The 15772-nt window shown below is 46.5% G+C and carries 12 protein-coding genes and 1 pseudogene; 12 read left to right on the top strand and 1 reads right to left on the bottom strand.

The genetic code is table 11. From position 1 onward, the window contains the following. Positions 1 to 66: 66 nt before the first annotated feature. The 11 genes and pseudogenes from ACFQ0C_RS37085 to aspA all read left to right on the top strand — a co-directional run bounded on the left by ACFQ0C_RS37085 (position 67) and on the right by aspA (position 12807). The gene (locus ACFQ0C_RS37085) at positions 67 to 423 is read left to right on the top strand and encodes a CidA/LrgA family protein (RefSeq protein ID WP_379374709.1); all 357 of its coding nucleotides are present in this window, start codon (positions 67 to 69) and stop codon (positions 421 to 423) included. Next, entirely contained in the window at positions 410 to 1102 is a 693-nt protein-coding gene (locus tag ACFQ0C_RS37080; protein ID WP_379374707.1) for an LrgB family protein, read from the top strand. Before ACFQ0C_RS37085 ends, ACFQ0C_RS37080 begins: the two co-directional genes overlap by 14 nt. 233 nt (positions 1103 to 1335) lie before the next feature. Further along, positions 1336 to 2106 (top strand): GNAT family N-acetyltransferase, encoded by a 771-nt coding sequence (locus ACFQ0C_RS37075; protein WP_379374705.1) that lies wholly within the window; start codon positions 1336 to 1338, stop codon positions 2104 to 2106. Between the two features lie 42 nt (positions 2107 to 2148). Next, positions 2149 to 3078: a lysophospholipid acyltransferase family protein gene (locus ACFQ0C_RS37070; RefSeq protein ID WP_379374703.1), complete on the top strand. Its 930-nt coding sequence runs from the start codon at positions 2149 to 2151 to the stop codon at positions 3076 to 3078. A gap of 28 nt (positions 3079 to 3106) precedes the next feature. Then, entirely contained in the window at positions 3107 to 4069 is a 963-nt protein-coding gene (locus tag ACFQ0C_RS37065) for a metal-dependent hydrolase (protein WP_379374701.1), read from the top strand. Between the two features lie 91 nt (positions 4070 to 4160). Then, complete coding sequence (locus tag ACFQ0C_RS37060; RefSeq protein ID WP_379374699.1) at positions 4161 to 4373, top strand: hypothetical protein; 213 nt, start codon at positions 4161 to 4163, stop codon at positions 4371 to 4373. A 283-nt stretch (positions 4374 to 4656) separates the two neighbouring features. Next, on the top strand, positions 4657 to 6942 hold the full coding sequence (locus tag ACFQ0C_RS37055) for a DEAD/DEAH box helicase (RefSeq protein ID WP_258213478.1): 2286 nt from the start codon (positions 4657 to 4659) through the stop codon (positions 6940 to 6942). Beyond that, positions 6939 to 8444, top strand: a complete 1506-nt coding sequence (locus ACFQ0C_RS37050) for a ribonuclease H-like domain-containing protein (RefSeq protein WP_379374697.1) — start codon at positions 6939 to 6941, stop codon at positions 8442 to 8444. The genes ACFQ0C_RS37055 and ACFQ0C_RS37050 overlap by 4 nt, the downstream gene beginning before the upstream one ends. 297 nt (positions 8445 to 8741) lie before the next feature. After that, positions 8742 to 10046, top strand: coding sequence for an amidohydrolase (locus ACFQ0C_RS37045; RefSeq protein ID WP_379374695.1), 1305 nt, complete (start codon positions 8742 to 8744; stop codon positions 10044 to 10046). Between the two features lie 16 nt (positions 10047 to 10062). After that, a pseudogene (locus ACFQ0C_RS37040) lies at positions 10063 to 11001 on the top strand (CapA family protein); the annotation flags it as partial. Positions 11002 to 11388: 387 nt separating this feature from the next. Further along, entirely contained in the window at positions 11389 to 12807 is a 1419-nt protein-coding gene (aspA, locus tag ACFQ0C_RS37035; RefSeq protein ID WP_379374888.1) for an aspartate ammonia-lyase, read from the top strand. Between the two features lie 79 nt (positions 12808 to 12886). Here aspA and ACFQ0C_RS37030 read toward each other — a convergent pair whose 3' ends face one another. After that, positions 12887 to 14203 carry a helix-turn-helix domain-containing protein gene (locus ACFQ0C_RS37030; RefSeq protein WP_379374693.1) on the bottom strand — a complete coding sequence of 439 codons (1317 nt, stop codon included), beginning with the start codon at positions 14201 to 14203 and terminating at the stop codon, positions 12887 to 12889. A 206-nt stretch (positions 14204 to 14409) separates the two neighbouring features. Here ACFQ0C_RS37030 and ACFQ0C_RS37025 point away from each other — a divergent pair, with 206 nt between their 5' ends. Continuing rightward, on the top strand, positions 14410 to 15750 hold the full coding sequence (locus tag ACFQ0C_RS37025) for a M20/M25/M40 family metallo-hydrolase (RefSeq protein WP_379374886.1): 1341 nt from the start codon (positions 14410 to 14412) through the stop codon (positions 15748 to 15750). Positions 15751 to 15772: the final 22 nt, after the last annotated feature.

The raw sequence follows: 15772 nt of genomic DNA, 5'->3' as shown, positions 1-15772 counted from the left end.
AAAGACACTGAATTTCATATAATTTATAGGTTTATTTATAAAATGATTTTAATGGAGGGAATAAGTTTGCTTGGTTTTTCAATTGTAACCGGTTTCTACTTATTGGGCATGCTTTTGCAGACGGCTTTGCACATTCCAATTCCGGCGAACGTGATAGGACTCATTTTATTCACACTAAGCTTATTTTTGAAGCTGGTAAAGCTGGAGTGGGTAGAGGATGCAGGACAATTTCTCATTAAACACATGCTGCTGTTTTTTACTCCTTTCGTTGTAGGAACGATGGTGTTCTTTCACTATATCGGTGATAATTCGATGCAACTGCTAGTCAGTCTTTTTGCAAGCACCTTTGGCGTTCTAATAATAACAGGCTGGTCGGCCAAACTTTTCAAGGGGAAGGAGAAGAGCCGGAATGAGTCTTTATGATATTACGGAGCAGCCGATTTTTGGATTGGCCTTGTCAGTTATCAGCTATTCGCTAGCACTCTATTTGTACCGAAGATGGCAGTGGCTTCATCCGCTATTCGTAAGCTCGGGGCTTATCATAGCTTTTCTGTTGACGACGGATATACCCTATGAAGCCTATAGGAAGGGCGGAGATACCCTTATTTTATTTCTGGGCCCGGCTACGGTAGCTTTGGGCATTCCTTTCTATAAAAATGCAAAACGTATACGCTCGAGTCTGCTTTCAATTGTTGGGGGCGTTACGGTGGGCTCTGCAAGTGCATTGCTGCTATCCGCTGCTCTAGTATGGAGTTTAGGCGGGTCGAAGGAATTGATGGTGACTATGATGCCGAAGTCGGTAACCTCACCTATTTCTTTGGAAATTTCACGTCAAGCCGGAGGGCTGCCGGAGCTTACTGCGGTATTGACAGTGTTAACAGGGTTGATTGGAAGCATGTTTGGACCTGCATTGCTAAGACTTTGTGGAGTACGTGATGACATTTCGATCGGAACAGCTATTGGTACAGCGGCACATGGCATTGGAACCGCACGTATAATTAAGGATTCCGAGCTTCAAGGCAGTGTAGGTGGCTTTGCTATGGGAGCTGCGGCAATAATAACCTCATTCTTATTTATTCCGCTATATATTTGGCTTCGATAAGTTACAAAAGTGAAAATTCAATGATTCTGCAAAGAGCCCTTAGAGGCTCTTTTTTTTCGTTAAGAGGCGATCCTGTAAAGTAATTTTTTTTGAACTAATCAGGGGAATCAATGGACAAGCCAACCTAATCCTTACAAAACATTAACAACGCGAAAATGCCGGATTAATATTCGTTTGCTACGCTGAAGAGGTAAGAAATACTCCAACTCCGCTAAAGAAAGGTGTGTTGACTTGTGACTCAAACTGCCGTTCAAACAGTACCTCAGCAGACTCGTTTATGTGTCAAGTTGGCTTCAAATAGTGAGGAGATTGAGCAGGCGATGCGCTTGCGGTACCGGGTTTTTGTTGAAGAGGAAAAAAACATGCTGATGTTAAACGATAACGGCTTGGAGCAGGATGAGTATGATGTTTATTGTGATCATTTAATCGTTAAGGACTTAGACAATGACAGAATCATAGGAACGTACCGCCTATTACCGGGAGACCTGGCTATTTTGAACAAAGGGTTTTATTCAGAATCGGAGTTCGACCTGTCTTCTTTTCATAGCTATAAACCTCAGACGTTGGAATTAGGACGCAGCTGTATCGATCCGGCTTATCGCGGCGGTAAAGCTATACAACTATTGTGGGAAGGTATTGCCAGCTATATTACAGAACGCAATTACTCTTATCTAATAGGTTGTGCGAGTGTGCATGTTCCTTCACTGAATGAATTGAATGTGATCTACAGTATGCTCTGCGAAAAGCAAGTGATAACTGACAAATACGGTATTCAACCCCTTGAATCACATAGGATCAGAGGACTGCAAAAGGTTGAAAGCGGACTTAGCGAAAAGGAAGTGTTCCGCAAGCTGCCCCCGCTCATGAAAGGCTATCAATGGCTTGGAGCAGAAATTGGGGGAGACCCGGCCTACGATTCATTATTCGATACGATTGATTTTTTCATCATTTTAGAAAAAGACAGAGTAACCCGTAGATACAAAAAACATTTTTTGAACAACTAAGATCGGGATACCGAAGACATGAGCAAGGGGAGACCTATAACATTGTACGAATGGATTGGAAAAATAACTGGCAATTCCCAAGCAACAAGAAGATTCGCTATGCTATGCAGGTTGCTTCCACAGAGCTTGATGCTGGTACTTTGTAAGGGAATGGGATGCATATTATACTGGCTGGCTGGCGACAAGCTGAGAAGCAAAATAGGGCGTAACATGCTGGAATTGCTGCCAGATCGCAGCGATAAGGACAGGAGCTCCTACAGCCTGCAGTTTTTTCAAAATTTGCTGATCACTTTATACGAGCTGCTATTGGATTCGTATCAGCTGCAGGGAAGTGAAGCACAGAGGTTCTGTGTTAAAGGGGAAAAGCATCTGGAGGAAGCGTTGAGTATGGGCCGCGGGGCCATAGTATACTCACCTCATGTAGGCAATTTTTTCTATTATTACTGGTATTTATGTCAGAAATATGCCTGCTTGACTATTGCTACTTCGGGGAGCTCCGAATTGCGTCCTTTGTATTTGAGATTTAAGGACCTGGGTTGTCCAGGTTTGGATTATGACAGCACGCCTCCATTGGAGCTGCTTCGTAAGCTTCGCAAACATTTATCCGGAAATGGTGTTGTTTATATTTTAGGTGATTTTTGGCGGCCGACGTTTCCTGAATCGTATTTTTTTGGTAAAAGGACCCGCACACCGGAAGGCGCTGCATCATTGGCCATTGAACATCAGGTGCCGTTAGTTCCGTTTTATGGTCGAAGACTCAAAGGCTTCACACATGAACTAATCTTCGAGCAGCCCTTGCAATTGTATGACTTATATTCGAGGTCGCAGAGGGCAGAAGCAACGCTCATGCTGAACCACCATATGGAGAGGGTAATTCGCAAGTATCCTGCTCAATGGTTTTATTGGTTTAATGCAGAGGAGCGATGGGAAAAAGATAAAGCGGCAGACTTAAAGTTAGCGAAAGCTGAATAGAAGGGACACATCAGGAGGGGAACTGGCGATGGATACGGGAAGTCACTTATTATTTGGCGCTACATTAGCTGGTCTAGCAATGCTTGATCCTGTTATTGCTCAGGATCCTGGGCTGTCACATGCGATTTTGACGGCAACCTTGATAGGCTCGCATGCACCGGATTTTGATTCTTTTACAAGATTGCGAGGTTATTCGGCGTATATCCGATTTCATCGTGGTATAACACATTCGCTCCCGGCCATGCTGTTATGGCCTTTGTTAATCACCGTGCCGGTTGCAGCGATGTTTGGTGTATGGCCATATGCTTCGTTACTGTTCATATGGTCATTGGCAGCTGTTGTTTTTCACATTGCTTTGGATTGGTTCAATGCTTATGGTGTACAGTGTTTTCGGCCAATATCCAATAAATGGAGCCATTTGGATTTCATGTCGCTGTTTGATCCTTTTTTATTTTCCATCCATGGGATTGGGCTGCTTGTTTGGATAGTTACCGAATTTTCGCCAGGAATGCTGTTTCTATGTATTTATGGGATATCGATAGCTTATATAGTCGTTCGGGCTATTCAACATCGGCAAATGATAGCTAAAGTTCGCAATAAATTACAGTTGGATGGAAATTGCCAAGTGATACCGGGTCTCAGTTGGTTTCGTTGGCAGTTCGTAATGGAAACCCCTTTATTATTTTATATAGGTACTATTCGTGGTAAAGAAATTGTAGTAGAGGATGTTTATAGCAAGGACGAAACCAACGAAGCTATTCGTGCTACTTTATCGACAGATGGTGTGAGAGCGTTTTTGTATTTTGCACAACGAGTTCATGTAAGCTGTAAAGAAAGGCAAGACGGCTATATGGTGGAGTGGCGTGATGTCCGATTTTGGCATAATCATAAGCTCCCTTTCGGAGTTGATATACAATTGGATCATAATTTGCAAGTGGTCGATCAATGCTTGGGATGGCGAAAGAAAACGTGGGAGCCTCCCTTTGTTTAGAATCTGTTTAGAATCAATAAATGAATGATTTTTGCCTTTTTTGGTTAGAATAGGTCAAGAAGAAAAATTGTTGCTCAGGAGGGGCTGCGGTATGGATTTTACAAGTCACGATATCGCCGTAATCGAACAAGCTTTGCAGTTAGCCATTAATGCCGAAACCAAAGATTCGAAGGTGAATCACTTTCGCGAGGTTCTGAACAAGCTGCAAAAAAATGCGGCTGTGGCTATGCACGGAACGTATCTGCAAACAGCTTCGCAAGACGGAGTTCGATATGATTACGATGATTCCTCGGACTTACTGTAAAAAATCAGAACACAATCCATCCCAGGTTTTGTATCTTAATGCGAATTCTACTTCCCGACAAGTTCCCTTATGTTAATGCAAGAATTAGTTGAAATGAAAAAAATAGATGCTTGGATAAAATGACCCTGATGCAGTGCTGATCAGGGTTTTCTTTTGTTAAATTCACGATTGTAGTGCGAACGTGCATTCGGTATAATGGAGTAGTACTATTAAGCCTAATATTCATTCACTCTGTTCTTCAAAAGGCTTCAAGTATAAGCTTCATAATAAGGAGTCTGAGCTTATGAACCGCTTAACTGGAAAAGTTGCTTCCATAGATGAAATGATAGATTTAATTAAAGACACGCCGGAGCTTATGTCTCAAGTAACCTATTGGCGAACGATACCGCCTAGAGACCCTTCATATGAGGCCTTTCCAGAAGGGACACATCCGCTTATCAAGGCGGCTTTGATGGAAAAAGGCATCGACAGGCTGTATACTCACCAAGCTGAATCCTTTCGAGAGGTGCTCGCAGGTCGTCATCTGGTGACCGTGACGCCTACAGCATCAGGTAAGACGTTATGCTATAACCTGCCGGTACTACAGGGCATATTGGAAAATGACAGTGCGCGTGCGCTATATTTGTTCCCGACCAAAGCATTGGCCCAGGATCAGGTGGCGGAGCTGCAGGAAACGGTCAACCGGATGGGCGCGGATATCAAGACACATACCTATGACGGAGATACTCCGCCAACGGTAAGACAAGCGATCCGTAACGCGGGCCATATTGTAGTTACCAATCCAGATATGCTCCATTCCGCCATATTGCCTCACCATACCAAATGGGTCAAGCTGTTTGAAAATATTAAATACATCGTTGTTGATGAAGTTCATTCGTACAGAGGAGTTTTTGGCAGTCATGTAGCTAATGTGATCCGCCGGCTGAAACGGATTTGTCGTTTTTATGGCTCATCTCCACAATTTATTTGCGCTTCTGCGACCATTGACAATCCACAAGAGCATGCTGAGCGTTTGATCGGCGAGCCCGTGTCACTGGTTGACCGCAACGGGGCTCCGTCTGGAGAAAAGCATTTTGTATTTTACAATCCTCCGGTAGTTAATCAACAGCTTGGAATCCGCAAGAGCAGCGTGCTGGAAACACGAAAAATTGCCGGTTTGCTGCTTAAGCAGGGTGTACAGACGATTGTATTCGCTCGCAGCCGCGTGCGCGTCGAGCTGCTGCTTACCTACTTGCAGGAGCTGGTCAAGCATGAGCTGGGCTCGAAGTCGATCCGCGGCTATCGGGGAGGCTACCTTCCCAAGCTGCGCCGCGAGATTGAGCGCGGCTTGCGCAATGGCGAAATTCGCGGCGTTGTGAGCACGAATGCGCTCGAGCTGGGCATTGATATTGGCCAGCTGCAGGCGTGCGTGTTGAACGGCTACCCGGGCACGGTAGCGAGCACATGGCAGCAGTCCGGCCGAGCGGGCCGTCGCCAGGAAAGCTCGATCACGTTTCTCGTGGCGAGCAGCAACCCGTTGGATCAATACATGATCCAGAATCCGCGTTACTTCTTCGAGCGTCCGCCCGAGCAGGCATTGATCCATCCGGATAATCTGATTATCCTCGTGGATCATGTCAAGTGCGCGGCATACGAGCTGCCCTTCGAAGAAGGAGAAAATTTTGGCGGGGAATCGCTGAAGGATATATTGGAGTTTTTGACCGAGGAGCATATACTTCACAGCGTAAAAAACCGCTACTATTGGATGGACCAATCATTCCCGGCACACGATATATCGCTGCGTTCGGCTGCGCAGGAAAACTTCGTTATTATTGATATAACGAATGGGAGTCGGGTTATCGGCGAGGTCGATCGTTTCAGCGCTCCGACAATGATTCACGAGGAAGCCATCTATATTCATGAGGGAATTCAATTTCAGGTGGAGAAGCTGGATTATGAAGAGAAGAAGGCTTTCATACGTGAGGTGAACGTGGATTATTATACCGATGCCAGTATGGCGGTCCAGCTCAAAGTACTGCATGTTCATAGAGAAGCAGAGGAGGAAGGGCTGCTGCGCCAATATGGAGAAGTGACTCTTAATGCGAAGCCAACGATTTTCAAAAAAATCAGGTTGAGGACACATGAAAATATTGGTTCAGGCCCCATTCACCTGCCGGAGGAGGAGCTGCACACAAGCTCTTATTGGATTACATTCTCCGATGAGATTGCCGCATCGACAACGACCAACGACATGCAGTTTGCGCTGCTGGGTGTCTCCAACGTTCTGGTACATATAGCGCCGCTCTATTTGATGTGCGATCCGCAAGACATTCGGGTGGTTCCGCAGGTGAAGGCGGTTCACAATAAGAAGCCGACCATCTTTTTCTACGACCGATACCCGGGCGGCGTAGGGTTGAGCGAGCGGCTCTACGATGTGCACGGTGAGCTGATGGATGAGGCAAGACGGCTGATCACGGCTTGCGGCTGCTTGAGCGGCTGCCCGGCCTGCGTCGGGCCGATCGAGGAAGTTGGCCTCACAGGCAAGCAGCTGTCGCTGAAGCTGCTGGATCAGCTGAGGGCCGTGCGATGAGCGGTCTGAGGGAAAGGCTGCTGCGGCACAAGAAGCAGAGCGGCGAGGGACCTGGAGCAGATGCCGCAGGTGCCGCAGATGGAGCGGACCTTGCGGCTGTGAAACAGGGAGAGGCTGCGCCCGACGGGGAATGGGCGCAGATTGGCGCGCGCATGGAGCAGGGCGAGTGGGGCTCCTTCGTAATGCGGCGCCGCGTCTACGATGGCGAAGCGATGCACGGTCGCTACGCGCTCCATGAGCTGATCGGACAGTCCGATCAGCTGAAGGCAATGCTCGCGCCGGCAGGCACGAAAAAGCGGTCGGCAGCGGCTGGCACTGACGATCTCCCCAGCTGCCTGCCGCACGATCAACTGCTCTACCTCGACACCGAGACGACAGGTCTCGGCATAGGAGCTGGCAATGTGCCGTTTATGATCGGCATTGGATTTTATGAGCAAGAGCAATTTATCGTCGAGCAGATGTTCATACGCCATCCTGGTGAGGAGCTGGCCATGCTTCATTATTTGCAGTTAAAGCTGCAGGAGCATCCGTATCTGGTGTCTTATAATGGAAAAACATTTGATTGGCCGATTATTAAGAATCGGTATATTTTGAATCGTATGCCGTCCGAGCCTGATATTGCCGGGCATCTGGATTTTCTGTACCCTTCGCGCAGCCTTTGGAAGCACACCTTGCCCTCCTGTCGCTTAGGCAAGGTAGAAGAAGAAAGGCTTAACGTGGTCCGACTTAATGATGTGCCGGGTTCATTAGCGCCTGCCTTGTACTTCCAATACTTGGCGGAGCGGGATGTCTCTATTGTCGAAGGAGTTTTTGTTCATAACGAGCTGGATATTTTATCATTAGCTGGCCTATCGATTCACTTTGCCGATGTGTTGAATGGAAGAAGCAAAATGGCCGAGATGGGCTTGGAAGAGCTGTACCGGCTTGGATTATGGCTCGATAAGCTCGATCAGGGGAGGCTTGCTGAGCAAGCATTAGCACTTCTGGAAGAAAGGCTGTACGAATCGGAATCAGAAGAGTCTGCTGATTATTTGCAGCCATTAGCGCTAGTGTACAAGAAGCAGCAACGTTTTGCCGAGGCATGTCGCTTGTGGACCCTATATGTTGAGCGTAAGGAAGACCGAAGCTCTGCATCCGCTGAGCCGTTCATTGAGCTTTCTATGCATTATGAGCACAGGGAGAAGCAGTTGAGCCAGGCGTTGTATTACGCTGAGCAGGCCTTGCTCAGGGCAAGGCAGCGTCAAGCCTTGAAGCATACCTATGGCATTGACAGCTTCAGAATGGGGAAGGGGCGCGGCGCTGTATCGCCAATGGACGCTAAGCAGCTTGAGGAGATCGCAGCACTGGAGAAACGAATTCAGCGTCTGCGTCATAAGTCAGAGCTTGCTGATCAAGCCTTATCATCGGGGCGGTCCTCCGGTATTAAGCGTAATGTCCTTAAAAACAACGCAAGGAAGGTAACAAAAAAGGAAGCGGATTATATGATGGATCATTTGATCTAATCGCCGCATTGTAAGCCTGGACAAGCCATAGCATAAATAAATGGTTATGGCCCCACAGGATAACTTCACATAAGAGCAACTATTAAATACCCGCCACTCAAGCTGCATTTTATGCTTGAGTAGCGGGTATTTCGGCATTTTCTTGGTTGTTTCGCAAATTTTGCAGAAAATATTGTTGAAATAATACATTGACAAATGATCACCTGAAAACTTATATTTTAATAAGGAATAATTAAGGAATAATTCCTATATAAATTTAGTTCCTTTACGGTTTCATTAGGAGATGATTAGAGTCGGATGGATATCAGTCAGGATGTGCAAGCAATTCAAGACAAGCTTACGCAAAGAAGACGGGATTTCCACATGTTCCCTGAATCGGGTTGGGTGGAGTATCGTACCGCAGCGATTGTCGCGGAGCAATTAAATCAATTGAATTATCAGGTTTATGTGCGGGAGGATGCGAGCAAATCCTCGTCCCGTATGGGCGTTCCCGCAGCCGAAGTACTTCAGTTTCATGAGAATAGGGCAATTTCCGAAGGTGCCGATCCAGTTTGGGTCGAGCAGATGAAGGGTGGACATACAGCTGTTGTCGGTGTCATTCGAACCGGAAAACCGGGTCCAGTTATTGCACTGCGGTTTGATATGGATTCGAACGATCTGAACGAATCTGCCAGTGAGAGCCATCGTCCGGTACAGGAAGGCTTTTCTTCCCGACATGAAGGTATGATGCATGCCTGCGGACATGATGGGCACACGGCTATTGGACTCGGAGTGGCCGAAATTTTGGCTAAACATAGGGATCGGTTGTGTGGGGAAATTCGCTTGCTGTTCCAACCTGCCGAGGAAGGTAGCCGGGGAGCCAAATCGATGGTCGACGCGGGATGGCTAGACAATGTTGATTACTTTTTCGGCGGGCACATTGCTTTCAAGAGTAAAACATTAGGAGAAATCGTAGCCTCGATAAACGGTTTTTTGGCTACTACCAAAATTAATGTCACTTACACGGGCATAGCTGCGCATGCAGGGGCTGCTCCGGAAGAAGGACGCAGTGCGCTGCTCGCGGCTGCTGCCGCTTCGCTGCATTTGAACGGAATTAGCCGTCACAGCGGTGGAGCTACAAGAATTAATGTAGGTACGCTTGAAGCGGGCTCGGGCCGCAACATTGTTGCGGACAAAGCATTGATGAAACTGGAAACTCGCGGCGGTACGACGGAATTGAACCATTTTGTGAAAAATGAGGCTATCCGCATCATAGAGAATGTGGCAATAATGTACAATGTAGCCTGCGAATGGGAAATTGTCGGTGAAGCTCCCGGGGCAGAAAGCAGTCTTGAGCTTATTCCTGTCATCCGTCAGGCCGTGGAACAGATGGGCAGCGTGAAATCGTTTATCCCGTCCATGGATTTAGGTGGCTCAGAGGATATTGTGTATATGATGAATCGCGTTCAGCAGCAGGGTGGAAAGGCATCATATCTATTATTCGGTTCTCCGCTGGAAGATGGACATCATCAGGTAGGATTCGATTTTGATGAAAATGTGTTGGTTATCGGAACGGAGCTGCTCATCAGACTTGTGCTAGCATGTCAAGAAACGATCTTGTAGAAAAGGGGAACTGCAGATGAACCCATCCATGACATTTGTTGCAACAGGGGACAGTTTTATTACACGCAGACTGCCGTCTGTGAAGGAGGAGCGGTTTACTGGTGTTTCGAGCCTTATTCAAAAGGCGGATGTTCGTTTTACGAATTTGGAAGTTACTGCGCATCATTTCGAAGGAACGCCATCAGCTTTAAGCGGGGGCACCTGGGCAATAGCCCAGCCCGAGGTGTTGAAGGATATTAAAGATTATGGGTTTAACATGCTGGCATGGGCCAATAACCATACTTTGGATTACTTGTACGACGGATTGAAAGCTACGGTCAAATATTTGGATCAATACGGCTTTATTCATGCAGGGGTCGGCCAAAATTTGGCGGAGGCTAGTCAAATTAAATACATGGAGACCGCTTCAGGTCGAGTTGCGCTCATCGCGGCGACATCGACTTTCCATGAATTTTGGCTTGCTGGGGAGCAGCGCCCCGATATGAAGGGCAGGCCTGGCATTAACCCTCTTCGTTATCAAGCGAACCATATCGTTTCTGCAGAGAAAATGGATCAATTAAGAGCGATAGCGGATACGGTGTATATCAATGCCCAGCAAAATATGTCTAAAAAGGAAGGGTTTCTTGCAGCATCAGACTCCAATGTGTTTCAGTTTGGCAAATACCGTTTCCAGACTGGTGAGTCAGAGGGCCTCACAACAACACCTCACGAAGCTGACATGCAGCGGATGCTGGATAGAATTGATGAGGCAAAGCGGCAAGCAGACTACATCCTTGTAAGCATTCACGCTCATGAAATGGAAGGAGATGCCAAAGATAAACCTGCGGAATTTTTGAAAACGTTTGCCAGAAAGTGTATCGACCAGGGAGCTAATGCCATCATTGGGCATGGACCGCATATTGTGCGCGGGATTGAAATTTATAAAAATCGACCAATTTTCTATAGTTTGGGGAATTTTATTTTCCAAAACGATACGGTGACGCATTTGCCTGCCGATTTTTATGAAAAGTACGGCTTAGGAAATAATGACAATATTTCGGATGCTTTTGACAAAAGAAGCGGCAATGAAACAAGAGGGCTGGGAACAGACCCCAAAGTGTGGTCTTCTGTTATTCCGTACTGGACGATGGAAAACGGTGATTTAAAGGAACTTGTTTTACATCCAATTGAAATCGGTTACGGGCAACCGAGGTATCGCAGAGGCTGGCCGGATTTGACAGCAGATACTCAGGTATTAGAAAACATACAGCTGTTGTCGGCTCCATTTGGAACAAGAATCGAAATTGAAGGAAACATAGGAAAAGTTATCATTTTGTTAATAAGAAAAGGTGGTCTTGCAGAGATGACTATGCAAATGCGAACGGAAAAAGATTTTCTTGGACAAAAGGAAGTTCCGGCAGAGGCGTATTACGGGATTCAAACGATGCGCGCCGCGGAAAACTTCCCGATTAGCGGCTATACTATTGACCGTGAACTAATCAGGGCAATGGCTGTGGTTAAGAAAGCTGCTGCGATGGTTAATATGGAAATCCGGCAGCTGCAGCCGACATTAGGCAATATGATCGTGCGAGCAGCAGAAGAGATATTGGAAGGGAGATGGCATGACCAGTTTGTTGTAGACCCGATACAAGGCGGAGCAGGCACTTCTATTAATATGAACACCAATGAAGTTATTGCCAATCGGGCCATCGAGCTGCTTGGGGGGACTAAAGGGGATTATTTTACAGTGAGTCCGAACACCCATGTCAACATGGCACAGTCCACGAATGATGCCGTCCCTACAGCTGTACATATCGCTGTCCTTAAGTTGATCGGCAAATTGTTGCAGACAATGGAGGAAATGAGGGGCTCATTGGAAGACAAAGTGGCTAAGTTTGATCATGTTATAAAAATGGGGCGAACACATTTGCAGGATGGGGTGCCGATCCGCCTGGGACAGGAGTTTGGCGCTTATGCCAAAGTACTGCAACGCGACATTAAACGAGTCATGCAGACGCGTGAGCATCTGTATGAGGTGAACATGGGGGCCACTGCGGTTGGCACCGGATTGAACGCAGATCCCCGCTATATTAAAAGGGTGGTCGTGCTGCTCGCAGAACTGACAGGGTTACCGCTTATTAATGCGGACAATCTGGTGGATGCTACGCAAAATACCGATGCTTATACGGAGGTGTCGGCAGCTCTCAAGGTTTGTATGATTAACATGTCGAAGATGGCCAACGACCTTCGGCTGATGGCCTCAGGTCCGCGGACAGGCCTTGGAGAAATAAGCTTGCCTGCCAGACAGCCGGGTTCTTCAATTATGCCGGGCAAGGTGAATCCGGTCATGTGCGAAGTCGTCAACCAGGTTGCATTCCAGGTGATCGGCAACGATCATACGATTTGTCTCGCATCTGAAGCAGGACAGCTGGAACTCAATGTCATGGGTCCTGTTCTTGTATTTAATTTAATTCAGTCACTAAGTATGATGAATCAAGCATTCACAGTATTCAGAACCCATTGTCTGGAAGGAATTGAAGCCAATGAGGAGAGATGTGTCGAAAATGTAGAGAAAAGTGTAGGTGTGATAACCGCACTGAATCCTCATCTGGGGTACGAGACCGCGGCAAGAATAGCTCGGGAAGCAACGCTGTCAGGCCGTTCTGTCCGCGAGTTATGCCTTCTGTATAACGTACTCACGGAGGAAGAACTCAATCTCATACTGGATCCTTATGAAATGACACATCCCGGAATAGCAGGGGCGGCATTATTGGATAAATAAAAACATACAGGCCGGGCGCAGTTTTGCGGCCAGCCTGTGAGGTGCGTATGCTTCAAGTGTTGGAGGAACCTCTTAACGATCAGACCGATTGAGTTAGAGGATTGATACGGTATATTTTGCTTGGTCTGCCGCGGTTGGAGGGAGCCTCTTCGCCTATTAGCTCGGCGAGGTTATGCTCTTCCAAATCCGATAGGATACGGCGTGCGTTTCGTTTCGTCATGCTAAGGGATTCAGCGATGAGCGACGCACTGATGGCATTCTGGCCCAAGTTCTTCTGTACCGACAGCATCTTGTTGTAAGTCGTAATGGTTACTCCGGCCTTTTTCAGCAGCTCGAGCATCTGAAGATCTTCCGTGCGGTAATTAAAATTGATGCTTTTGGCCTGCTGCAGCGGCCCTTCAATTTCTCCCGTGTCTTTAACGAGAATGGCGATGAAATTGCCCGATTTTTTAGCGTGCTGGATCGCAAGCTGAGCATTTCGTTCCGCCGCCAGTGCAGTCACACCATAGCCGATTCCGATATTAGTTTTCAAATCGGTGATCAGGGCCAGCTTTTCGAGCAAAACGGAGGGATCGGCTATAGAATCAGCAGCTTCAAACGCTCCTCTTGTTGTAAACACGAGGAACTTGCCGTTGCCTAAAGCGATAAATGATCCCGATAACGCCTCCACATGGTCAATAATCATTTCTTGAAATTGGAGGTCGAGACGGCGTATATCGTAAGAGCTTTTATTTTCGATGAGCTTTTCCGTTTCTTCGATGTTTATGAGCATGACGGCAATCTGCGATTTTTTGAAATGCATCGTCTCACCCTCGGTGCTGGCCAAATTCAGCATAGTTCGAATGGTCATCCGGTTGGGCTGAATCCGATAGACAGGGATGCCCTTCGCTTTCAGTTTCTCGTAGACGCCGCTCAAGCAAGTAGCGCAAGCATCCACTTTTCCTAAGGCGAACAGCTGGCTGTGAAATTCCAGCAGTTCTTCCTCCGGCTTGAAGCCGGTATACGATAAAAGATGGATATGATCACAGATGAGATCAAGTTCGGTACAGGTTTCGTTGAAATGATGCGGCAGTATTGTATCGAAGCTGACCCGATCCAGAATCAAACGATCGCGGTACACGATTTCCATCAGCACCTTGGTGAGGCTGGAGCCGTTTAATTGGGGAAACAGCGCTTTGCGTTTGATTGGCTGCTCGAGGGCGATCGAATAAGGGGCTTGTCCTGAAAATACCCAAATATCTATATCGTGTTCTTCCCGCATGACAATTTCGCTCGTTTCGCTCATTGAATTGTAAACGAAAGGAATAACAGACAATTGATTTTGAAACTCTTTGCCGATTTCGGCGATCAACTCAATAGAGTCCTTAGGACCGACGGCTCCAACTCTGGCAATCATGTGTTTTAGACTCCTTTCAGGCATTTTCCGGTATAGTTAAGTTTCGTGATGGATAATATTCGCTTACAATATGGAAAATCCTTCTGTATTATGTGATGTTTTATTACACTTGCTTATTGACACTATCATAACACATGTTTTATATTTATTTAAGGAATAATAAAGGAAATATTCCATTATAAAAGAGGTGGCGGGTTTTGAATGATGTGTTTAAATATGTCGAGCTAAACAGGAACAAATATATCCAATGGCTGCAGGATATTTGCCGACAGCCCAGTGTTGCCGCACAAAATCGCGGAATGACAAAAACGGCTGGCATGGTGGAATCTTTGATTCAACAGCTTGGCGGAAAAGCGGCACAGGTTCAAACTTCCGGTTATCCGGTTGTGTATGGAGAGTTTCAAAACTATAAAAAGAGTACGCTTTCTTTTTATAATCATTACGACGTTCAACCAGAGGACCCTATTGAATTATGGGACTCACCACCTTTTGCGGCTGAAATAAAAGATGGTCGAATCATTGCCAGAGGGGTTGCTGACAATAAAGGAAACCTTATAGCACGATTGGCTGCAGTTGACGCCTATATGGCAGTAAAGGGTGAGCTTCCGCTCAACATCAAGTTTATCATCGAAGGTGAGGAAGAGATCGGCAGTCTTCATCTGCGGGAGTTTGTGGATGCGAATAGAGAATTGGTTCAAGCTGACGGATGCATTTGGGAATTTGGTTATAAGGATGCGGACGGCAGTTTGCAGGCAAGCTTTGGGGTCAAGGGGATGTGTTATGTTGAGCTGGTTTGCCGGGGAGCGAACACCGATATGCATTCTTCCAATGCGGCTATTATCGAAAATCCGGCTTGGCGTTTAATCTGGGCTTTAAACACATTAAAAACGCCGGATGAGCGAATTCAAATTAAAGGCTTTTACGATCAAGTAGCCTCTTTAACGAAAACAGACCTTGAAGTATTGAACAACATGGATTACGACGAAGAAAGCACATTGAAGAAGTTTGGACTGGACTCATTCGTTCTTGAGCTGTCGGGCTTGCCGTTGAAAGAAAAGCTAATATATCAGCCTACCTGTACGGTTTGCGGCTTCAAATCCGGTTACATAGCCGAAGGTAAAAAGACGGTGCTGCCATTAGAAGCAAGAGTGAAGATTGATTTCCGTCTCGTACCAAATCAAGAGCCGCATACCATTTATGAGCATTTGCGGAAGCATTTGGACGAGCACGGCTTTTCAGATATTGAAATGATTCCGCATACAATGACTTATCCCGCACGTTCGCCGCTTGACGGACCATTGGCTCGCTCGGTTATTAAAACAGCCAAGGAAATTTACGGCTCTGAGCCTACAATCAAGCCTATGTCACCGGCAACGGGGCCTATGTATATTTTGTGCCAACGAATTGGAATTCCTTCTGTTTCCGTTGGAGTAGGTCATTTCGCATCCAATAATCATGCTCCCAACGAGAACATTTTTGTGGAAGATTTTATTCAAGGTATTAAACATATAGCAGCAATTATGGATGAGTTTTCCAAACAAACATAGGAATGTGTATGAATAAAATCGA

It is taken from the genome of Paenibacillus sp. GCM10027630, assembly GCF_042676305.1.
Taxonomy (GTDB): Bacteria; Bacillota; Bacilli; order Paenibacillales; family NBRC-103111; genus Paenibacillus_S.
Note: the sequence above shows the minus strand (reverse complement) of the source record. Positions and strands in the feature narration are given on the sequence as shown.